The 21,224-nt window shown below is 61.7% G+C and carries 22 protein-coding genes and 1 pseudogene; 11 read left to right on the forward strand and 12 right to left on the reverse strand.

Features of this window, described 5'->3' with window-relative positions:
• Positions 1-17 precede the first annotated feature (17 nt).
• From HBO24_RS05635 to HBO24_RS05645, 3 genes are all read right to left on the reverse strand, one after another.
• Positions 18-1,145: an FAD-binding oxidoreductase gene (locus HBO24_RS05635; protein WP_057958534.1), complete on the reverse strand. Its 1,128-nt coding sequence runs from the start codon at positions 1,143-1,145 to the stop codon at positions 18-20.
• Positions 1,146-1,290: 145 nt separating this feature from the next.
• Positions 1,291-2,763, reverse strand: coding sequence for an ATP-dependent RNA helicase RhlB (gene rhlB / locus HBO24_RS05640; protein ID WP_057958535.1), 1,473 nt, complete (start codon positions 2,761-2,763; stop codon positions 1,291-1,293).
• 96 nt (positions 2,764-2,859) lie between these two features.
• Positions 2,860-3,516, reverse strand: a complete 657-nt coding sequence (locus HBO24_RS05645; protein WP_170059393.1) for an alpha/beta hydrolase — start codon at positions 3,514-3,516, stop codon at positions 2,860-2,862.
• 345 nt (positions 3,517-3,861) lie between these two features.
• Between HBO24_RS05645 and HBO24_RS05650 the strand changes: the two genes are divergently transcribed.
• The 5 genes from HBO24_RS05650 to HBO24_RS29470 all read left to right on the forward strand — a co-directional run bounded on the left by HBO24_RS05650 (position 3,862) and on the right by HBO24_RS29470 (position 8,287).
• On the forward strand, positions 3,862-4,893 hold the full coding sequence (locus tag HBO24_RS05650) for an amino acid ABC transporter substrate-binding protein (RefSeq protein ID WP_057438245.1): 1,032 nt from the start codon (positions 3,862-3,864) through the stop codon (positions 4,891-4,893).
• A gap of 72 nt (positions 4,894-4,965) precedes the next feature.
• Complete coding sequence (locus tag HBO24_RS05655) at positions 4,966-6,147, forward strand: amino acid ABC transporter permease (RefSeq protein WP_115128941.1); 1,182 nt, start codon at positions 4,966-4,968, stop codon at positions 6,145-6,147.
• Positions 6,148-6,157: 10 nt separating this feature from the next.
• Entirely contained in the window at positions 6,158-7,255 is a 1,098-nt protein-coding gene (locus HBO24_RS05660) for an amino acid ABC transporter permease (protein ID WP_115128940.1), read from the forward strand.
• Positions 7,256-7,265: 10 nt separating this feature from the next.
• Complete coding sequence (locus HBO24_RS05665; RefSeq protein WP_045062117.1) at positions 7,266-8,030, forward strand: amino acid ABC transporter ATP-binding protein; 765 nt, start codon at positions 7,266-7,268, stop codon at positions 8,028-8,030.
• Positions 8,031-8,098: 68 nt separating this feature from the next.
• A complete protein-coding gene (locus HBO24_RS29470; protein WP_057444441.1) occupies positions 8,099-8,287 on the forward strand; it encodes a hypothetical protein in 189 nt (62 codons plus the stop codon).
• Positions 8,288-8,331: 44 nt separating this feature from the next.
• Here HBO24_RS29470 and HBO24_RS29475 read toward each other — a convergent pair.
• Positions 8,332-8,403, reverse strand: a pseudogene (locus HBO24_RS29475) (type II toxin-antitoxin system MqsR family toxin); the annotation flags it as partial.
• Positions 8,404-8,562: 159 nt separating this feature from the next.
• On the opposite strand from HBO24_RS29475, the gene HBO24_RS05675 reads away from it, so the two are divergent.
• Positions 8,563-9,222 (forward strand): FadR/GntR family transcriptional regulator, encoded by a 660-nt coding sequence (locus HBO24_RS05675; RefSeq protein ID WP_057438247.1) that lies wholly within the window; start codon positions 8,563-8,565, stop codon positions 9,220-9,222.
• Positions 9,212-10,492, forward strand: a complete 1,281-nt coding sequence (locus HBO24_RS05680) for a CynX/NimT family MFS transporter (protein ID WP_057438249.1) — start codon at positions 9,212-9,214, stop codon at positions 10,490-10,492. The genes HBO24_RS05675 and HBO24_RS05680 overlap by 11 nt, the downstream gene beginning before the upstream one ends.
• Here HBO24_RS05680 and HBO24_RS05685 read toward each other — a convergent pair.
• From HBO24_RS05685 to HBO24_RS05720, 8 genes are all read right to left on the reverse strand, one after another.
• Positions 10,489-11,139: a DUF1120 domain-containing protein gene (locus HBO24_RS05685; RefSeq protein WP_169959725.1), complete on the reverse strand. Its 651-nt coding sequence runs from the start codon at positions 11,137-11,139 to the stop codon at positions 10,489-10,491. The two genes, HBO24_RS05680 and HBO24_RS05685, sit on opposite strands and share 4 nt — an antisense overlap.
• A 17-nt stretch (positions 11,140-11,156) precedes the next feature.
• Positions 11,157-12,299 (reverse strand): DUF1120 domain-containing protein, encoded by a 1,143-nt coding sequence (locus HBO24_RS05690; RefSeq protein WP_170059394.1) that lies wholly within the window; start codon positions 12,297-12,299, stop codon positions 11,157-11,159.
• A gap of 11 nt (positions 12,300-12,310) precedes the next feature.
• Entirely contained in the window at positions 12,311-14,743 is a 2,433-nt protein-coding gene (locus HBO24_RS05695) for a fimbria/pilus outer membrane usher protein (protein ID WP_262152916.1), read from the reverse strand.
• A 55-nt stretch (positions 14,744-14,798) separates the two neighbouring features.
• Positions 14,799-15,500 carry a fimbria/pilus chaperone family protein gene (locus HBO24_RS05700; RefSeq protein ID WP_057958542.1) on the reverse strand — a complete coding sequence of 234 codons (702 nt, stop codon included), beginning with the start codon at positions 15,498-15,500 and terminating at the stop codon, positions 14,799-14,801.
• A gap of 33 nt (positions 15,501-15,533) precedes the next feature.
• Positions 15,534-16,160, reverse strand: a complete 627-nt coding sequence (locus HBO24_RS05705) for a DUF1120 domain-containing protein (RefSeq protein ID WP_057438253.1) — start codon at positions 16,158-16,160, stop codon at positions 15,534-15,536.
• Between the two features lie 89 nt (positions 16,161-16,249).
• On the reverse strand, positions 16,250-16,870 hold the full coding sequence (locus HBO24_RS05710; RefSeq protein WP_170044086.1) for a DUF1120 domain-containing protein: 621 nt from the start codon (positions 16,868-16,870) through the stop codon (positions 16,250-16,252).
• 37 nt (positions 16,871-16,907) lie between these two features.
• The gene (locus HBO24_RS05715; protein ID WP_115128931.1) at positions 16,908-17,522 is read right to left on the reverse strand and encodes a DUF1120 domain-containing protein; all 615 of its coding nucleotides are present in this window, start codon (positions 17,520-17,522) and stop codon (positions 16,908-16,910) included.
• 47 nt (positions 17,523-17,569) lie between these two features.
• On the reverse strand, positions 17,570-18,196 hold the full coding sequence (locus HBO24_RS05720) for a DUF1120 domain-containing protein (protein WP_170059395.1): 627 nt from the start codon (positions 18,194-18,196) through the stop codon (positions 17,570-17,572).
• Positions 18,197-18,624: 428 nt separating this feature from the next.
• Here HBO24_RS05720 and HBO24_RS05725 point away from each other — a divergent pair, with 428 nt between their 5' ends.
• The 4 genes from HBO24_RS05725 to HBO24_RS05740 all read left to right on the forward strand — a co-directional run bounded on the left by HBO24_RS05725 (position 18,625) and on the right by HBO24_RS05740 (position 21,146).
• Positions 18,625-19,434 carry a response regulator gene (locus HBO24_RS05725; RefSeq protein ID WP_057958546.1) on the forward strand — a complete coding sequence of 270 codons (810 nt, stop codon included), beginning with the start codon at positions 18,625-18,627 and terminating at the stop codon, positions 19,432-19,434.
• Between the two features lie 200 nt (positions 19,435-19,634).
• The gene (locus HBO24_RS05730; protein ID WP_057438263.1) at positions 19,635-20,270 is read left to right on the forward strand and encodes a response regulator transcription factor; all 636 of its coding nucleotides are present in this window, start codon (positions 19,635-19,637) and stop codon (positions 20,268-20,270) included.
• 84 nt (positions 20,271-20,354) lie between these two features.
• The gene (locus tag HBO24_RS05735; protein WP_120734108.1) at positions 20,355-20,825 is read left to right on the forward strand and encodes a nuclear transport factor 2 family protein; all 471 of its coding nucleotides are present in this window, start codon (positions 20,355-20,357) and stop codon (positions 20,823-20,825) included.
• A gap of 36 nt (positions 20,826-20,861) precedes the next feature.
• Positions 20,862-21,146, forward strand: coding sequence for a GIY-YIG nuclease family protein (locus HBO24_RS05740; RefSeq protein WP_057444436.1), 285 nt, complete (start codon positions 20,862-20,864; stop codon positions 21,144-21,146).
• Positions 21,147-21,224: the final 78 nt, after the last annotated feature.

Consider the following 21,224-nt stretch of genomic DNA (forward strand, 5'->3'; position numbering starts at 1 on the left):
GGGTACCGTGCCTGCAATCAACCCAGGCGCCGGGGCGATAACATCGCCTCCGTCAGGCCGGCACGCTGCAACGCCTCGGGTAACGCCAGGTGGCGAACCAATGCCGCACTGGCCTGGCCCATCGCCGGTGAGGTCTGGATGCCATAACCGCCCTGGGCCGCGACCCAGAATAAACCCTCGACCTGTGGATCGAACCCGCACACCAGGTCGCCATCGCTGACAAAGCTGCGCAACCCTGCCCAGGTGCGGGTCGGGCGGCGGATGCTCAGGGTGGTGGCTTGTTCGATGTGATAGATGCCCGTGGCAATGTCCAGCTCTTCGGGTTGCACGTCGTGGGGCGCCACCGGGTCGGCATTGGCCGGTGAGCCGAGGAACATGCCGGCGTCGGGCTTCATGTAGAACGAGCCGTCGAGGGCCGCCAGTTCCGGCCAGGTGTGGCTATTCACCTCGGCGGGTGGCGCGAAGATAAAGGCGCTGCGCCGCTTGGGTTGCAGGCCGATCTTCCGCGCTCCGGCCAGCTCGCCAATGGTGTCGGCCCAGGCGCCGGCGGCATTGAGGATCACCGGGGCGCTGAAGCGTTGTTGCGAAGTGCGCACGTGCCACTGGCCCTCGCCGTCGCGGGTCAGTTTCTGCACTTCATTGTCGGTGTGGATTTCTCCGCCATTGCGCCGGATACCACGTAGATAGCCTTGGTACAGCGCGTCGGTGTCGATGTCGCAGACCGTCGGGTCGTAGATCGCCCCGTGGACTTTTTCCGGGCGCAGGATCGGCAGCCTGTGCAGCGCCTCCTCGGCACTCAGCAGCTGCGTCTCGGGTACCAGGGCCTTGGCACTCAGGTATTGGCGCTGCAGTTCGTCAGGATCGCCCAGCAGGTCCACCAGCAGTTCGCCACGGGGCGTGAGCAACGGATGCTCGCTGAAACCTGCGGGCGGGTGATCGAAGAAGTCGCGGCTGCCCAGGGTCAGGGCGCGCACTTGCGGGGTACCGTAGGCGGCGATATACAGCGCGGCCGAGCGGCCAGTGGAGTGATAGCCCGGCATGGACTCACGCTCCAGCACGATGACGCGGGCGTGTCGGGACAGCCAGTAACCGGCGGAGGCACCGGCAATACCGCCGCCGATGATGATGTAGTCGGCCTGGTTCATGTGTTCCTCCTTGAATGTGAAAGCGCTGAAAGCAAATGTGGGAGCGGGCTTGCTCGCGAATGCGGTGTGTCAGTCTCTGGACATATTGACTGATTCACTGCGTTCGCGAGCAATCCCGCTCCCACATCTTTTACCGCATTCCAGCTTAAGGGCGTTTACGCTCTACGGGACGCAGCAAATGCGTCGGCGGCGTTTCGCAGCTGATCTTGCGGCCCAGCAAGGTTTCGATCGACGGCAATTGATACGAATCGTCTTCCCCGGCAAAGCTGATCGACACACCGGCAGCGCCTGCACGCCCGGTACGGCCGATACGGTGTACGTAGTCGTCCGGCACTTCCGGCAGGGTGAAGTTGATCACGTGGCTGATGCCGTCGATATGAATCCCGCGGCCTGCCACATCGGTGGCCACCAGCACGCGGATCTTGCCTTCGCGAAAGCCTTCCAGGGTCTTGATGCGTTTGTGCTGCGGCACGTCGCCGGACAGTTGCGCGGCATTGACGCCGTCGCGAACCAGGCGTTCTTCAATGCGCCGCACTTCGTCCTTGCGGTTGGCAAATACCATGACCCGCTCCCAACCGTTGTCGTTGACCAGGTTGTAGAGCAGCTTGTATTTGTCGGCACCGGCCACCGCATAGATATGCTGTTCGACGTTTTCGCTGGCGACGTTCAGCGCCTCGATCTCGACGATGGACGGGTCGGTGGTCCACTGCTTGGCGAGGTTCATCACGTCTTCGGTGAAGGTCGCGGAGAACAGCAGGGTCTGGCGTTCGTTTTTCGGTGGGGTCTGGCGAATGATCTGACGCACTTGTGGGATAAACCCCATGTCGAGCATCCGGTCGGCTTCGTCCAGCACCATCACTTCAACCATGTCCAGGTGTACGTCACCACGCTGGTTGAAGTCCAGCAAACGGCCCGGGGTGGCGACCAGGATGTCGCAGTGCCGCGCTTCCAGGTGCTTGAGCTGTTTGTCGAAGTCCATGCCGCCCACGAACGTCATGACGTTGAGGCCGGTGTATTTGGTCAGGTCGGCGGCATCCTTGGCGATCTGCACCACCAGCTCCCGGGTCGGGGCGATGATCAGTGCCCGTGGCTCGCCCATGTAGCGCTCTTTGGGCGGCGGGGTTTGCAGCAGCTGGGTAATGATCGAGATCAGGAACGCTGCGGTCTTGCCGGTACCGGTCTGGGCGCGGCCAATGGCGTCTTTGCCGGCCAGGGTGAAGCCCAGTACCTGGGCCTGGATCGGCGTGCAGTATGGAAAGCCCAGGTCCTGGATGGCATGCATCAATTCCGGGGCCAGCTTGAAGTCGTGAAAGCGGGTCTTGCCCTCTTGGGGCTCAACCACGAAGTCTTCCAGTTTCCACGGCTTTACCACCGGTTTTGGCGCACGTTCGCGGCGCGGTTTTTCTACGCGCGGTGGTTCTTCTACGGGCTGGGCGGCTGGAGCCGGGACGGCAGGCGTGGCAGGCGCTGGTTTTGGCGAGGCAACGGGCGCGGTTCGGCCAGGCTGTTTACCGTCATTGCGGCTGCCGGAAGTTTGGGCCGGGGCGCTGGGAACAGGGGCGAGTGGTTCAGCCTCGCTTTTACCGAACATCTTCTTGAGTGCTTTGAGCACGGTCATCTCATCAATTGGTTAAGGAATGTACGCCGGCCAGTGTAATGCAAGAATCGGGCGCGGCGTAGTGCGTTGGACACGCGGCTACACAATGGCGGTTTTTTAGCCAAGGCGTTGGCTTAGCCATTGACCGATATCGCGGATCTCTTCGGGTAACACTTCGTGACCCATTGGGTATTCTTGCCATGTCACGGTGACACCCTGCTGCTTTAAATGCTCATAGGCGCTGCGGCCCATGGCGTTCTGCACCACTTCATCGTACTGGCCGTGCAGGCACAGGGCCGGAATGCGCTGCTGGCTGGCGGACAGTTCCAGTTCATCGCTGAACGTCGGTGCATAAGTGGAGAGGGCAAGCACGCCACCCAAGGCTCCCTGCCATTTCATAAAGGCGGCGTGCAGGACCACCGCGCCTCCTTGGGAAAAGCCGGCAAGGAAAATGCGCGAGGCGTCTATTCCGCTGGCTTTTTGTTGGTCGATCAAATCAATGACCATTTTTGCCGACTCATCCAGCTGTTCACGGCTGATGGCCCGTGCCGGGGTCATGGCCAATATGTCGTACCAGCTTGGCATCTCGTAGCCGCCATTGATGCTCACCGCACGGGTCGGAGCCTGGGGCAATGCAAAGCGCGTGGACAGCAAGGTTTCCTGCAACGCCTCCGCCACTGGCAAGAAGTCGTAGCGATCGGCACCCAGGCCATGCAACCAGATTACGCAGGCGTCTGCGGGCTTGGCGGGCTGAAGAATCAAGGGGTCGGTCATGTTTGCTCCATAAATGTGCGTGCGCGCCGAAGAGATGCGACAAGGCAGTTCGTGCAAGGCGGCTCAGTTAACAAGATGTCGCATGGTTGACTGTTTTGCGATTGATCCTGGGCTGAAACGACTCAGCTGACACTCTGGTACGGCGCTTGCTATGTGTAGGTCGATGTCAGAACTATCCGGGGACGGTAACACTATCAGTGACTACCGCCTCTGGGATAGCCGCTGCAATGACAGCGACAGCCTCTTGCTGCTTGACCCCAAAAAAAGCCAACACGGGTCGATATCGCCTCATAAGGGTGCGCAGAGGTTCGAGCTCCGACACAACAAGAGCAACTGGAGGTTTGAATGAAGGTATTGAAGTCCACCCTGGCCATCGTGACTGCGGCAACCGTATTGGGGATCAGTGGTCTGGCCCAGGCCGGTGCCACCCTGGATGCAGTGCAGAAGAAAGGGTTTGTGCAATGTGGCGTCAGCGACGGCCTGCCGGGTTTCTCGGTGCCGGATGCCAGCGGCAAGATCCTCGGGATTGACGCTGACTACTGCCGCGCTGTGGCCGCTGCGGTGTTCGGCGACGCGACCAAGGTCAAGTTCAGCCAATTGAATGCCAAGGAGCGTTTCACCGCGCTGCAGTCTGGCGAAGTCGACATCCTCTCGCGCAATACCACCATGACCAGCTCCCGCGATGCGGGCATGGGCCTGAAATTCCCGGGGTTCATCACCTACTACGACGGCATCGGCTTTTTGGTCAACAACAAGCTGGGCGTGAAAAGTGCCAAGGAACTGGACGGTGCAACCATCTGCATCCAGGCCGGTACCACCACCGAGCTGAACGTTTCCGACTACTTCCGTGGCAACAACCTCAAGTACACCCCGATCACCTTCGACACCTCCGATGAAAGCGCCAAGTCCCTGGAGTCCGGGCGCTGCGACGTGCTGACCTCCGACAAGTCGCAACTGTTCGCCCAGCGCAGCAAGCTGGCCGCGCCGAAAGACTACGTGGTCCTCCCGGAAACCATTTCCAAGGAGCCCCTGGGCCCGGTCGTGCGTAATGGCGACGACGAGTGGCTGGCCATCGTGCGCTGGGTGGGCTACGCCATGCTCAACGCTGAAGAAGCCGGTATCACCTCGAAAAACGTCGAGGCTGAAGCCAAGGCCACCAAGAACCCGGACGTTGCTCGTCTGCTGGGCGCTGACGGCGAATACGGCAAAGACTTGAAAGTGAAGAAGGATTGGGTGGTCCAGATCGTCAAGCAGGTCGGTAACTACGGTGAAGTGTTCGAGCGCAACCTGGGCAAGAGCACCCCGCTGGAAATCGACCGTGGCCTGAACGCGCTGTGGAACAACGGTGGCATTCAATACGCACCTCCTGTGCGCTGATCGCTGATGGTTCTATCACCCGGTGGGCCAACCGCCGGGTGATGTTCTGTTCCATTTTTTGCGGGGCACTTAATGCAAACTCAAATCGGCGCACCAAAACAGAAGCTCAGCTTCAGTGATCCAAAAGTGCGTGCGTGGCTGTTCCAGATCATCACCATCGTGGCGGTGGTCGCGTTGGGCTGGTACCTGTTCAACAACACGCAAACCAATCTTCAGCACCGGGGCATTACCTCCGGCTTCGACTTCCTCGAGCGCAGCGCCGGTTTCGGCATCGCTCAACATTTGATCGACTACACCGAATCGGACAGCTATGCCCGGGTCTTTGTGATCGGTCTGCTCAACACCTTGCTGGTCACCGTGATCGGTGTGGTCCTAGCCACCATCCTCGGGTTTATCATCGGCGTGGCCCGGCTGTCACCGAACTGGATCATCAGCAAACTGGCGACGGTGTATGTGGAGGTGTTTCGCAACATTCCGCCGCTGCTGCAAATCCTGTTCTGGTATTTCGCGGTGTTCCTGACCATGCCGGGGCCGCGCAACAGCCATAACTTCGGCGACACCTTCTTTGTCAGCAGCCGTGGCCTGAACATGCCGGCGGCCGTCGCGGCCGACGGGTTCTGGCCGTTTGTCGTCAGCGTGGTGGTGGCGATCATCGCCATTGTGTTGATGAGCCGTTGGGCCAATAAACGCTTTGAAGCCACCGGCGTACCGTTCCATAAATTCTGGGCAGGCCTGGCGCTGTTCCTGGTGATCCCGGCGTTGTGCACGTTGCTGTTTGGCGCGCCCGTACATTGGCAAATGCCGGAACTCAAGGGCTTCAACTTCGTCGGCGGTTGGGTTCTGATCCCCGAGCTGCTGGCGCTGACCCTGGCGCTCACGGTTTACACAGCAGCGTTTATTGCCGAGATCGTACGTTCGGGCATCAAGTCGGTCAGCCACGGCCAGACCGAAGCCGCGCGCTCCCTGGGCCTGCGCCCCGGGCCCACGCTGCGCAAGGTCATCATCCCGCAAGCCCTGCGGGTGATCATCCCGCCGCTGACCAGCCAATACCTGAACCTGGCGAAAAACTCGTCCCTGGCCGCCGGTATCGGCTATCCGGAAATGGTTTCGCTGTTTGCCGGCACGGTGCTCAACCAGACCGGCCAGGCCATCGAGGTCATAGCCATCACCATGAGCGTGTACCTGGCAATCAGCATCAGCATTTCCCTGCTGATGAACGGGTACAACAAGCGCATTGCGCTGATCGAACGGTGAGGACACCCGCATGACTTCCCATACTTTCAAACCTGATATGCCGCCGCCGAACAAAGTCTTTGGCCCGATGGCATGGATGCGCGCCAACCTGTTTTCCAGTTGGCTCAATACCCTGCTGACCTTGCTGGCGTTCTACCTGGTGTACCTGGTGGTGCCACCGATCCTGCAGTGGGCGATCCTCGACGCCAACTGGGTCGGCACCACCCGCGCCGACTGCACCAAGGAAGGCGCCTGCTGGGTGTTTATCCAACAGCGCTTCGGGCAGTTCATGTACGGCTACTACCCCGGCGACCTGCGCTGGCGCGTGGACCTCACCGTGTGGCTGGCCGTGATTGGCGTGGCACCGCTGTTTATCTCGCGGTTTCAGCGCAAGGCGGTCTATGGCCTGGGCTTTCTGGTGCTGTACCCGATCATCGCCTACTTCCTGCTGCACGGCGGGATCTTCGGCCTGACCAACGTCGCCACCAGCCAATGGGGCGGCCTGATGCTGACCCTGGTCATCGCCACCGTTGGCATCGCCGGGGCCTTGCCCCTGGGGATTGTGCTGGCGCTGGGGCGACGCTCGAACATGCCGGCGATTCGTGTGGTGTGTGTGACCTTCATCGAGTTCTGGCGCGGCGTGCCGTTGATTACCGTGCTGTTCATGTCGTCGGTGATGCTGCCGCTGTTCCTGCCTGAAGGCATGGGCATCGACAAGCTGCTGCGGGCCCTGATCGGCGTGATCCTGTTCCAGTCGGCCTATGTGGCTGAAGTGGTGCGCGGTGGCTTGCAGGCGATTCCCAAGGGGCAGTACGAAGCGGCCGCCGCGATGGGCCTGGGCTACTGGCGCAGCATGGGCCTGGTGATCCTGCCGCAAGCCCTGAAGCTGGTGATCCCCGGCATCGTCAACACGTTTATTGCGCTGTTCAAGGACACCAGCCTGGTGATCATCATCGGCTTGTTCGACCTGCTCAACAGCGTCAAGCAAGCCGCCGCCGACCCGAAATGGCTGGGCATGGCCACTGAAGGCTATGTGTTCGCGGCCCTGGTGTTCTGGATTTTCTGTTTTGGTATGTCGCGCTATTCCATTCATTTGGAACACAAGCTCGACACTGGCCACAAGCGTTAGGAGTTTTTTGATGAGCGAAGCAATCAAACAGCCGGTGAGCCCTGAAGGCATTATCCAGATGCAGGGCGTCAACAAGTGGTACGGCCAGTTCCATGTGTTGAAAGACATCAACCTCAACGTCAAGCAGGGCGAGCGCATCGTGCTGTGCGGGCCGTCGGGCTCGGGCAAATCCACCACCATCCGCTGCCTCAACCGCCTGGAAGAGCACCAGCAGGGGCGCATCGTGGTCGATGGCGTGGAACTGACCAATGACCTCAAGCAGATCGAAAGCGTGCGCCGGGAAGTGGGTATGGTGTTCCAGCACTTCAACCTGTTCCCGCACCTGACCATCCTGCAGAACTGCACGCTGGCGCCGATGTGGGTGCGCAAGATGCCCAAGCGCAAGGCCGAGGAAATCGCCATGCACTACCTGGAGCGCGTGCGCATTCCGGAGCAGGCCCACAAGTTCCCGGGGCAATTGTCGGGCGGCCAGCAACAGCGCGTGGCGATTGCCCGTGCCCTGTGCATGAAGCCGAAAATCATGCTGTTCGACGAGCCGACCTCGGCCCTCGACCCGGAGATGGTCAAGGAGGTGCTGGACACCATGATCGGCCTGGCCGAAGACGGCATGACCATGTTGTGCGTGACTCACGAAATGGGCTTTGCGCGCACCGTGGCCAACCGCGTGATCTTTATGGACAAGGGCGAGATCGTGGAACAGGCGGCGCCCAATGACTTCTTCGACAACCCGCAGAATGAGCGGACCAAGTTGTTCTTGAGTCAGATTTTGCATTGATGGATGTTTGAGACCAACCCGGCCTGGCGCCGGGTTTTTTTTGCGGCTAGGAAGCGTTGAGTACTTCAGTGTCGCTGTTCACGGTAGAGGTGAAGGCACCGAACAAATCAGCACCCTCGGCGGATGCGTTTTATCTCGGCGCCGATCATTTTTCGCGCGGCGAGAACCAACTCATCACCCGCTTCTGCATAGTGATCCGCACTATCGGTATCGGGGTCCCAAAAGCCGTCACCACAGGCTTCGCATTCCCAGCCTGAAAGAGTGTCGACCCGACGCTCCATGCCCTGGACACTGATGGTTTTGCGTTCCTTCCAAGCCGCCTGACATCCGCCTTTATCACCGCCAAATCGTAATGAGGTGTGTACTTTTCCATAAGACACCTGAGGCCAATAGTTACCCTTGAAGGGTAATTTTACTGATCGAAAATTCGCTTCCTTTGCCCGCCTGAAAACCCTGGTGCGTTGCTTCTGTAGGCAACTCCGAATAGGCTGTACGAAAATTCATCCTATGATTGGACGAAAGTACAAAACCCATGCCGGACATCGCCCCTCTGATCAAACGCTCCCTGGTCGACCAGGCCCTGGACCAGCTGCGCCAGCGCATCACCCAAGGCAAATGGGCGATTGGCGAGCGCCTGCCCACCGAGCCGGAGCTGTCGGCCGAGCTGGGCATCAGCCGCAATACCGTGCGCGAGGCCATGCGGGTGCTGGCGTTCTCCGGGCTGATCGAGGTTCGCCAGGGAGACGGTAGCTACCTGCGTTCCATGACCGATCCGTTGGGGGTGATGAATGCCATGTCCCAGTGCACCCTGGAGCAGGCGCAGGAGACGCGGCAGATTCTTGAGGTCGAGGCCGTCGGCCTGGCGGCCTTGCGCCGCACCCCTGAGGATCTGCAACGCCTGCACCAAGCGCTGCGGGCCAGTGGCGAGCACTACCACGGCGACCTGGAGCACTACATCCAGTGCGACCTGGTGTTCCACAAGCGCCTGGTGGACGCGGCCCACAACCCGGCCTTGAGCGAGCTGTACCAGTACTTTTCCAGCATCGTCGGCGCCCAGTTGCGCCAGACCCTGAATATCAAGCCGCGTCGCCAGGCAGTGTTCGACCTGCATGTCGAACTGCTCAATGCCGTGGAGCAGCAGGCCCCGGAGCGCGCCAAAGCCCTGTCCCGGCAGTTGATCAATGAACCTTGAACCCGAGAACGCCATGCCCCGCCCAGAAAATGCCCTTGAAGAATTGCTGATCGACGCCGAGGCCGACGACGAGGTGGTCCAGCACAGTCCGCCGCAGGTGCATCGTCCGTGGCTGTTGTTACTGGGCCTGATTCTGGTGGCGTTGAACCTGCGCCCGGCGTTGTCGAGCATGGCACCGCTGCTCAGTGAAGTGTCCGCCAGCCTGGGGTTGTCGGCGGCCCAGGCCGGCCTGCTGACCACCTTGCCGGTGCTGTGCCTGGGTCTGTTTGCGCCCATGGCGCCGATCCTCGCCCGACGGTTTGGCGCCGAGCGGGTGGTGCTGGGGATTTTATTGACCCTGGCCGCCGGGATCATTCTGCGCAGCTCGTTCGGTGAGGTCGGGCTGTTCGCCGGCAGTCTGTTGGCCGGGGCCAGTATCGGCATTATCGGGGTGTTGTTGCCGGGGATCGTCAAGCGTGACTTCGCCAGGCAGGCCGGGGCCATGACGGGGGTCTACACCATGGCCCTGTGCCTGGGCGCGGCGTTGGCAGCAGGGGCCACGGTGCCGTTGAGTCATTACTTCGCAGACAGCTGGAACATCGGCCTGGGCTTCTGGATGCTGCCGGCACTGCTGGCGGCGCTGTTCTGGTTACCGCAAGTCGGGCAGAAACACGGCGCCCACCAGGTGGCGTATCGGGTCAAAGGCTTGCTGCGCGACCCGCTAGCCTGGCAGGTGACGTTGTATATGGGCCTGCAATCGTCCCTGGCCTATATCGTGTTCGGCTGGTTGCCGTCGATCCTCATCGGCCGTGGCCTGAGTGCCACTGAAGCCGGGTTGGCCCTGTCCGGCTCGATCATCGTGCAACTGGCCAGCTCCCTGGCCGCACCCTGGCTGGCTACCCGTGGCAAGGATCAACGCCTGGCCATTGTGGTGGTGATGCTGCTGACCCTCGGCGGCCTGTTCGGGTGCCTGTATGCACCGTTGGACGGTCTGTGGGGCTGGGCGATTCTGTTGGGCCTGGGCCAGGGCGGCACGTTCAGCCTGGCGCTGACCTTGATCGTGCTGCGCTCGCGCGATTCCCATGTGGCCGCCAACCTGTCGAGCATGGCCCAGGGCATCGGCTACACCCTGGCGTCCCTTGGCCCGTTCGCGGTCGGCCTGGTGCATGACTGGACCGGCGGCTGGACGGCCATTGGCTGGATTTTCGCGGTAATCGGCCTGGGTGCAATCGTCGCCGGGCTGGGCGCAGGACGTGCGCAGTATGTGCAGGTCACCAGCGAGAAACTCTAGAGATACAGGACTTCCAGGGTTGCCGAGCCATCCAGCGGGGTATCGGTGCTCAGGTCCAGGTTCTGCCGGGCATTGATCACCGCCTCGACTTTGACCGTGCTGATCAGAACCTGAATCGCCGACGGTCCGGCGACACTGTCTTTGGTTTCGGTGAACCCCAGGTAACTGTTGGCGCCAATCTCGATGGTGTTGAGGTTGGCGGTACGCCAGGCCAGGCCGCCGGTGGTGGACTCGGTGCCGTAGATCAGCGAAGTACTGTCGACCAGCGTTTTTCTGGGATCAAACGTCATGGAATACAGCCCGATGCGATTACCACTGTTGTCGAACCCCAGCCCGTAATAGATCTCGCTGTTGACCGTGGCCGAACCGTTGCGATTGTCGCGCATGCGCAGGGCAAAGCGGGCTGGGGCATTGCAGCCGATTCTGACTTGCAACTGCTTGATCGGCAGGCGTGTGCCCTTGTCGAGGTTCAGGTCATGCTGGGAAATCTTGCCGTAGTCGATCATCCCGCCGCTGGACAGCAGCGGGGTACAGGCTGTCGGCGTGACCTGGCCTTTGACGCTCAGGTCCACGGTCGAGGCGGCCAGCGCAGGTTGCGCCGAGACCAGTAACAGCAGGGCGGGCAAAGCCAGGCAGTGCTTGTGCATAAAGAAGGTTCCAGAGGTCAGAGGTAGATGATTTCCAGGGTGCCGGAGCCGTTGATACGCACCACGTTGCGCAGGTCCATGGATTGGGTGGGGGCCAGGTAGGGCTTGATGCGCACCGTGCCGACCAGGTGTTGAGCGGCAATCGGCCCCAGGGTGCTGCCGATGCTGTCGGTAAACCCCATCAGGCTATTGGCGGCGATCGGGATCTGCCGGGCGGTGGCGCTGCTCCAGGCCTGGCCGTTGCTGGTGGAGTCGGTGCGATAGAGGGTGCCCAGGTTATCGGCGCTGAAGTCCGCCGGGTCGATGTTCAGATAGTAGCGACCGATTTTGTTGTGACTGGCATCCACGCCCAGGCCGTAGGCGGTCTCATCGGTGCCGCCGGTGGCCGAGCCGAATCGGTTGTCGTGCATCACCAGGGCGAAGCGTGCGGGGGCATCGCAACTCACGGAAAACTGCAACGTACGGGTGGGCAGCGGGGTTTCTGCAGTGGCGCTCAGGTCCTTGGCCAGCAAGGTGCCGTAATCCACCAGGCCGCCGTTGGATAACTGCGGTGTGCAAGCGACGGGGGCGAAGTGGGCGCGCAGGGTCAGTTCCCGGTAGCGCCCGCTTTGGGGGGCGTCGAAGGTGCCCGACACTTCCCAGGTGGTCGCATCGCGCACGTGGGTCGCGGCCACGTCGGCCCAGGCACTGAGGCTTACTTGCAGGGAAAAGTGCTGGCCTTGCACCGGAGTGCCGCGGACCATCGGCACCACCCCATGGCCTGGACGCCAGTTCAACGCTGTGGCGACGGTGGCGGGAGGCTGGCCGGCGCCCGGTAGTAACCCCAGCTCCACTGCCTGGCCATCCAGCACGCCATCGCTGACTTGCAGGGCGTAGTGTCCATGTTCGGTAAATTGCAGGTATTGCGCATTCGCCGCCAGAGCCCGATAGAACACACCCATATCCGCCGGTTGCGGACAACTCAGGTTCAGGCTCAGGCGGCGCTCGCCGAGCAGGCGCTGGGGGGTACTGTCGTTTTGTGCAAGACGGCTCATCAGGCCCAAATCCAGCAAGGATTCACTGAGGGTCAACTGGCACTCGTCATCGGCCAGGGCATTGCCGGCAAGGCCGACGGTAAGCACGACCGCCATCAGTCGCTTTGGGGCGCGGAAAAGGCGCATGGTGATCGTCCTCATAAGGCGTTGCAGCTCGCTGGCGCGGTTTCGAAGTACACCTGGGGATCGCCCTTGGCCGGCAGTTCAAACTGCAGCCGGCAGCGCTCCATCTCTGGTGCGCTGACCCACAATTCGGACTGCTCCAGCACGTTGGGCAGGAACACCTGGCCACCGTCCTGCACCAGGGTCACGAACTCGCCGCTGGCGGTACTGACAGAGGCGCCACGGGGCAGCAACGCCCCCTGTGCGGTGCGCGCGGTGAGCAACACTCGACGGGTCAAGGTCACGCCGAATTCGACCCGTTGCACGGCGCCGCGCCCGGCCGAGATCATGGTCAGGCCGTTGTTGATATCGGCGTTGCGCGGCAGCGAGCGGGTCTGCACTTCTACCGGGCTGCGGCCATAGGCGCTCACCTGGGGCACCACGGCCTGGCCTTGCCAGTCGGTCCACACCGGGCCGCTGGGCGTGCTCAGCTTGATACCGCCCATGTCGCCCAGCGCCACCACGGCAAAGGTGTCGCGCACCGCATACGGCGACAACGTGACACCGCCACCATGCAGCACCACGCCCCCCCGGGCGCTGCCCTGATAGCTCGAACGCTCGGCATCGGCGCGGCTGTAGCTGAAATCGAGTTGGCTGTAGCGGGGCAGGGCCGAGAGGCCGAGGGTGGTTTCGACCTGCTGGTCGCGGGTGTCGTGTTCGGCGCTGACGCGGTAACTCAATTGATCGTCGATCTGTTCGTTCAGCCCCAGCCCCGTGCGATGTTCGCCACCCGAGTTGCGGACCCAGGCCCGCACGCGGCGGCTCTCGCCCAGAGGCAGGCTGACGTTCAGGTACACCGCGTTGTCCTGCTGCTGGCGCCCGCCCATCTGCCACTCGGCACTGGCCGACAATGACACCCCGCCGACGCTGGTGCCCCAGGACGCCAGGCCGCGACTGCTGCTCTCGCCGTCAGCGCTGCTCGAGCGCGAAACCCCGGCACTGAAAGCCCCCAGCCACGGGTGGGACCAGCCCAGCGTGGCGCTTTGTTGATCGCGATAACGGGAGCGCGGTTGCTGGGTGGTGTCGGGCGCGTAGGTGGCTTCTTCCAGTTCCCGATAGCCCGGTGTCCTCCAGGAATTGGCCACGCTGAACGACCATTGATCATTCAGGCGCTGGGCCCAGGACAGGTCGGTTTGCAGGCCACGGACCTTATCCCGCGCCTGGGTATCGGCGAGCTGTGTGGACAGCTGGATCTGACTGTCCAGCCACGGCAGCCAACCCAGGCTCAGCCCCGCAGCCCGGTATTCACTGGACATCAGCACGCCGCTGCCCAGGGACAGTTGCGAGTGCACGGCACCGGTCCAGCCCGCGCTGGCGACCCACGGATCGTCGCCCTGGGCATCGCCGATATTGCGCACACGGCCCACCGCCACCGAGTACCCCGGTGCTGGCAACCCGAGGCCGAGCATGGCGGCGGGGACGGTGAAGCGTCGCTCGCCGCCGCTGCTTTCCTTGACCGTGACTTCGACGTCCGAACGCGAGTTCAGGCGCCGTACGTCCGTCAGGGAGAACGGTCCGGCGGGCACCACCGTGGAGTGAATCAACGCGCCGTTCTGCCGCACCTCGACTTGCGCCGGGCTGTTGGCAATACCGTCGATGGTCGCGCTTTGCCCCTGTTCCAGTAGAGCCTGTTCGGTCAGGACCTGGACCCCGGTGATCTGCGCACCGGATAACACCGGGTTGTAGAGGCTGATCTGCCCGGCTTGCAGCACGGCTTGATGGCTGGCAAAAGTGCGCTGGGCATAGGCCTCCAGATGGGTGCTGCGCGACAGCCCATCCTGCCAGGTCTGTACTTGGCGGCTGCGCACGATCCAGTCGCCGGCGTTGAAACCCACCTCGGTATTGGCCGAGCCAAACCGGCTGTTGCCGTCGCCGAAGCGGTTATAGAACCCTGTGAGATCGTAATTGAGCAAGCCGGCGACGCCGCCGGTTTCATAGCCCGAGACGTCCTGTTGCACCGGGCGCAATGCATCGGTCGGCACCACCAGGGACACGCTGAGGCTGGCGGGGTCCGGCTCCACCAGGCTTTGTGGGTACTGCGCGAGAAAATCATGGCAGGGCCCTTCGTCGCCGGGGATCGTCAGGTTGGCGGCGTCCAGCAAGGATCGGTCAAAACACAGTACGCCCTGTTGATCAAAACCCACCTCCAGGCGCCCACGAGGCTGGCCGTTGACCCGCAGGCTCACCGCCTGCCTGCCGGCGGCAAAGCGCGGGGCGTCCAGCAGCAGGTTGGCCAACTGTGGGTCAATGCCGCGCTGGTGCAGGGTGGTGGCGTCGAAGCCGGGCCGTGCTTCGGCCCAGGCTTTGCCCGGCAATAAGGCACAGGCCAGCAGCATCGCGGGGAAGGCAAGGCGAGCGGGGGTGTCGGGCACTGCTTCGCCGTCACGGGAGCTCAATATTGTTTTCACGAAAGGCACTCGATTGAAGGGCGTCTGTTGCGGGTCGGGGACCTCTTGTTGCTCGTCAGATGATCGGGGCTTCGTAGGCGGCAGCCGCAAAGCCGTAGACGGTGGCCGGTTGCAGTCGCACTTTAGTGGCGGGGCCGCCGCTGGCCTGCACACTCAGGGTCTCCCCGGGCAACACGTAGGTGCGAGGCAGCATGGCTTTGCCGTCACCGGGCAGCAGGCGCAGGTCCTGGGCCAGGCGCACCACATACGGGCTGTCGTTGCGCACGTGCAAGGTACTGCCCTGTTGCGACCAGGTCAGGCTGGTCCAGGGCGTGCGATTGAGGGCCAGGCCCTTGGGGTGGATGATCACCGGCAGGTTCTGGCGCACCGTCACGCCGACCTGTGCGTGCCCGGCTTTGGCCGCGGAACGGCCCTGGGGCATGCCTTCGAAGATCGCCCGTTTGAGTCGCTGGGTACGCAGCGGTTGTTGGCTTTGCAGGATGAAACGGACCAATTGCGACTTGTCCGGCTCCACCCGTGACAGTGGCGGCGTGACTACCAGCAGGGGTTCGGTGTCTTCGGGAATGTCTTCCAGGGTGACGTGCAACAAGGCGAGCTGGCCGTCGGTGTTGGTCACTGAAACGGCGGCCTCGCCCTCGGCTTCGTAAATAATCACCACGGAGGTGTCCGGCACCATGCCGTCGGCCTGGGCCTGTGCGCCAAGCAGCAGCGACAGGGCAAGCCAGCAGGTTGCTGTTTTGAGTAAGGTTGTGGTCATGCCGGGGTCTTCCATTGGGGCAGCGTGAAGAGGTCAGAGGTAACGCAGGTCCAGCACGATGGAACCATCGAGCGGCACCTCCTGATTCAGGGTCAGGTACTGGGTGAAGTTGATCGACGTGTCGATGCGCAATTGAGTCGTCAACTGGCCGATGAAGTCCGGCTGGCGATCTCCGGGCAGGGCAAAGCCGACATAGGATTTGGGGTACGCATTGGGTTCCGGGCGCCAGGTTTCGCCACTGTCGGTGGAGGCCAGGACCTGCATGGGCTGTGAGTCGCCCTGGGGGTTGCGGTAGGACAGGGCGATGGACCCCAGACGCTCGGCCGGGACGTGGATGTTTCGGCCCAAGCCATAGAAGAACCCAGGGGCCAGTGAGGATTGCGCGCGGTTATCGAGCCCCACCAGGGCAAACAACATCGGCCTGGTGCATTGCACCTTCAGTTCCAGCAACTGGCCCGGTAGTACGGTGAACTCGTTGGCGTTGAGGGTGTGTGCGGGAATTTTCCCATGATTAACCGTGCCGTCCTCTGACAGCGTCACGTGGCAGGCATCCGGCGTCAGCCGCCCCGTTACCGTGATATCGACAGAAGACGCGGCGAAGGCCGCTGCGGCATTCGTCAGCAAAAGCCAGATCGCCAGAAGGCGAGGGTAGGTGTTCATCGGTGGGCGCCACTGGCCGAAGTAGACACGGCCGATACGAAAGAAATACCCATGCCCGCAAGTCTCAGCCAGGCATGGGCGTCCAAGGGTTACAGGTACTTGACTTCAAGGGTGGCGGAACCATCGAGGGTGACCTCGTTGCTCAGGTCCAGGCCGTCGGTACGGGCAATGCTGGTTTCCACCACCAGTTCCGCCACCAGCTCCTGGATGGAGGCCGGTTGGGTGGCGTCATCCATGGTGGCTGCGGCCATGTACAAACCTGGATTCCAGAACTTTTCGCTGTACCAGGTATTGCCGCCGTCTGCGGATGCAATCGGCTGCATCGGTATTCCGTTGGCGACCGCGTTGCGCAGCGTCAACCCGAACCAGCCCAGTTTTTGCGTGCCGTTGATCAAGCCCAGGCCGAACTGGGCCGCAGTGGGGGACGAGCCGGCGCGGTTGTCGATGGCGTGCAGGGCAAATTGAATCGGGGCATCGCACGTGACCCCCAGGATCAGGACGTGGGTGCCGATTTGTGTGGGGCTGTCTGCATGCAAGTCTTTCGCGGAAATCTTGCCATGGTCGACGATTCCGCCATGGTCCATGTTAGGCGTACAGGCGCTGGGTACGATCAGACCCTTGACGGTCAGGTCGACGGTGGAGGCCGCGTAACTGGTGGCAGAGCCAAGCAGCAGCAGGCTGGTGGCGATGGCGGTGAACACGGGTTTCATGGGAGCGAGTTCCTTTCGATTGGGGCTGTGTGTGGCGTTACAGATAGTTGACCTGGACCGTGGCGTGCCCATCGACGGGGACTTCGTCGGTCAGGGTCAGGCCATCGGCAGGCGCAATGTGGGTGTACAGGCGGATCTCCGCGTCCAAGGCGCGGACGGCGATAGGTACCAGGTCATTGCCCCTCGCAACTGCCGTCACCAGGGTGTGGTTGAGCATATTGGTCAGTTCCCACGTCACGCCGCCGTCTCGCGAGGTAATGGTCCGTACCGGGGCACCGTCAGCTATGGGGGTGTAGAGATGAAAGGCGGACCCTCCCAGTTTCTCGCCCTCGGGCGTCATGCCCAGGCCATGCCAGTTGTCGTGGTTGGCCGAGGAGCCGGCACGGTTGTCGACAGTGTTCAGGGTGAAAAGCGTCGGTGCTTCACAGCGCACGCTCAGTAGCATGGATTGATTGGGCAGTTTGGTGTGCTGGTCGGCGTTGAGGTCCTTGGCCGACATTTTCCCGAAGTCGATGGTGCCGTCGCCTGAGATCAACGGTGCGCAGGCGCTGGGCGTAATGGTGCCTTTGACGGCGAGGTCGGTGGTGCTGGCGGCGAATGCCGCCGGTGTGAACAGCAATGTCAGTAGGAGTCTGGAGGCAAAAGCGTTCATAGACATAGGGCCCTTTATCTGGAGTGGTCCAAGCAGCGTCGACCGGTTTAGAGGTACTTCACTTCCAGGGTTGCCGAACCGTCCAGCGCCACCTCATCGGTCAGGGTCAGCGTGTTTGCCGGGGCAATCCAGGTATTGAGCACGATCTCCACGGATGCGGTTTCGAGGGGGTGCGGCAAGTAACCGACATCCGGGACAAAGCTGCCGAATGCAATCAACCGGTTGGGCGCGACATAGTCGTCGTCCCACTGCATGCGCCATGTGCCATCGCGAAATTGCAGCATTTGCGATGGGATGTCGGCGACGGGGTTACGCACGATCACTACATACATCCCGAGTTTTTCCGTGCCATTGATCAGCCCCAGGCCATAGCCTGAGGCATTGGTGCCGTGCGATGTACCTGCCCGATTATCGACAGGGTTAATCGCAAACAGCGTCATGGCCTCGCAATTCACAGTCAGTTGCAGGGTCTTGTCTTCAATTCGTGTTTGTGTGTCCGGGTTCAGGTCTTTGGCCGAGATTTTCCCGAAGTCGATAGCGCCCGGCACGGTGAGGGTGCAGGCGCTTGGGGTGATAAGCCCTTTGACCGTAAGGTCCACGGTGCTGGCGGCAAAGGCCGACGAGGCACTGGAGAGCAACAGGGCGGTGCCCACCAGGTTTAACGACTTGTTCATGTTCAGGTTGTTCCAGTGCAGGTTCGGCTGATAAGGCGCACACGGCAATACCTGCCCTTTGTGAAGGGTGGCTTACAAGGCGGCTTGGGCTTATGGGTTTCAGGGCTGCTGCGGGGCGGCGCCTGAGCTCCCTCTTCTCGGGGTAGGCGCAATTTAGCGGGGAGGCTGGGCAGGGGAAATACAACTATTACGACAATCGGCGGGAGAGGGAAATCAGTTTGGAACGTGTCGGAATAAGTTAATTTGTTTTGTAGGAAAGTTGGTTTTTTCGTAGTTTTTGCATCGTCATGACCGCCTTCATAAGGCTACTTTTGTAGTGCGATAGCAGTCGTGTGAAGTGTTCGCACGTCCCCTGGCTGTTGCGTCAGCGTTGCCGGCCTACTACGAGCGCTGGGCGTTGCAGGACCCATCGCAATCATGAGGTGACCATGGAGACTGGCGTATTTTCCAACGCAGTGCTTTCCCGTGAACCGACACCTTCGCCTACACCGCCTGTGCACTGGCAGCACCTCAAGGTACTGGTGGTGGAAGACCACTCCGCCTACCGCATCTTAATGGGGTGGTTCCTCAAACAGCTCGGGCTGGGCCATCAATTGGTCGGCGACGGGCAGCACGGGCTGGCAGCCCTTACCGAACGACGATTCGACCTGGTGATCAGTGATTGTCAGATGCCGCATATGGACGGCTACACCATGAGCCGTGCAATCCGTCTGCGTGAACACGCTAACGCCCAGAGGCGGGTACCGATCATTGCCTTGACCGGTAACCTAGTACATGACGACCCCCAGCGTTGCCGCGATGCAGGCATGGATGCCTGGTTGCTCAAGCCGTTGTCCCTGGGGCAATTGCATAGCGTGTTGGCACTGTGGCTGCCAGGCCCGGCCGATGTGCAGGCGCCGGTGCCCGTTTCGGCACTCTGGCCGACCCGTGCCGGCCTGATTGAAACCTTTGGCGATGCTCTTGTAGTGGACCAGATGCTCGCCAGCCTGCTTTGCGAAGCCCGCGAGGACAGTGTCGGCCTGGCTCATGCGTGCCGGACTCTGAATGCGCCGTTGACCGCCGAGCGCTTGCATCGCCTGGTGGGGAGCCTGGCCTTCCTCGGGGTGGCGGACCTGGAGTTGCGAGGCATGCGCCTGATCGAGCGCGTCCATGCCCAGGGCATAGCATTGAGCGCGTCGCAGCTGGAAGCGTTCCAGGCTGACTTGCATACCTACCTCACTTACTTGGGCTCGCTTTGATGCCTTTGTCGATTTGTAGGTAAATGGAAGTCTGTGTTGAAAGTTTTTGGTGTAGGCGTTTTCTTTTTATTTTGTAGGTGTTGCCGGGCTGGCTACCAAACATTGATCGTGATGAAAAAACCGGGAGCTCAGGCAGTTGTTGAAGGGGACCGGCGCAGGTATTTTGCGCGGATTCAAGTTGCCATCATCCGTGGGTATTTATGCTTCGCGTAATTATTGCTGACGATCATCCCATTGTGCGTATCGGGCAGAGAGTGGTAATCGAGGCGAATGGTCGGTGCAAAGTCGTGGGGGAGGCCGATGGCCCCGATGAACTGCTGCGGTTGCTGGAAACCACGCCCTGCGACGTACTGGTGACCGACTTCGCTATGCCGGGCGGCCAGCAGGCTGACGGCTATGGCCTGCTGAGCCTGTTGCACCGCCAGTACCCGAGGTTGCCGGTGATTTTGGTGACCATGTTTGCCAATGTCGCCACCTTGCGCGCCTCCTTTGCCCATGGCGCACAGGCGATCGTCGCCAAAAGTGCCTCGGCCAAGGAGTTGCCCCTGGCTATCAAGACGGTGCACGCCGGCCAGACCTTTGTCAGCGAATGCCTGCGGGTGCAGTTGGTGGAGGCGGGTACGGGCGACCAGTCGCAACAGCCGCAGTTGTCCGGCAAGGAGCGCGAAGTGGTGCGCATGCTCGCCAGTGGCATGACGGTCAGTCAGATCGCCGCGCGGGTCAATCGCAGCATTTCTACCATCAGCAAACAGAAAAGCACGGCCATGAACCGCCTGTGTATTTCCACCGACGTGGATCTGTTCGCCTATGCTCGCAGCTGCGGGATGGTGCCCTAGGTATTCCGCAGATCAATGCCGATGGTGTTGCAGGCCCATGCACACTATCGTAAGTGACTTTCAACCCTTTGCCGGATGCTGCCCATGAGCGACGCCCATAACGCCCTGATCAACGAATTCTATGGCGCCTTCCAGCGCCTGGATGCCGAGGCCATGAGTGCCTGCTACACCGAGGATGTGCTGTTCAGCGACCCGGCGTTCGGCGAATTGCGCGGGCGCGATGCTGGCGACATGTGGCGCATGCTCACCACCCGGGCCAAGGACTTTTCCCTGACCTTCGACCAGGTACACAGTGACGACAACAAAGGCAGTGCTCACTGGGTGGCGACCTACCTGTTCAGCCAGACCGGCCGCACGGTGGTCAACGATATCCAGGCGCGCTTTGTGTTTCGCGACGGCAAGATCTGCGAGCACCACGACCATTTCGACCTGTGGCGCTGGTCGCGTCAGGCCCTTGGCGCCAAGGGCCTGCTGCTGGGCTGGACGCCGCTGGTGCGCAACGCGGTGCGCGGCCAGGCGTTGAAAGGGTTGAAGGCGTTCCAGGCCAGTCGTTGATAAGATTGGCGCTCTTTTCGTTTGCCAGAACCTTTTGTGAACAGCCCACCTGAACCTGTCGCGCCCAAACCCTGGTTTGTCTACCTGGTCCGGGCGGCCAATGGCGCGCTCTATTGCGGGATCAGCAACGATCCGCTGCGCCGCTTTGCGATGCACCAGAGCGGCAAGGGCGCGCGGTTTTTTCTGTCCAGCCCGGCGGTGGCGCTGGTGTATACCGAGGCTTGCGCGAGCAAGGGCGAAGCCCTGCGCCAGGAACGCCTGATAAAGAAGCTCAAGAAAAGCGCCAAGGAGTGTCTGGCCCGGGCTTATCAATCTGACTGATCAGTTCCCATCAGGCCAATGGCTAGGCCGCCGGGGTTTTGCGCGATAATCTGGCCGCTCCTTCATCTGGCGGAGTCC

Source organism: Pseudomonas sp. WS 5410 (genome assembly GCF_012985645.1).
GTDB classification, from domain to species: domain Bacteria; phylum Pseudomonadota; class Gammaproteobacteria; order Pseudomonadales; family Pseudomonadaceae; genus Aquipseudomonas; species Aquipseudomonas shahriarae.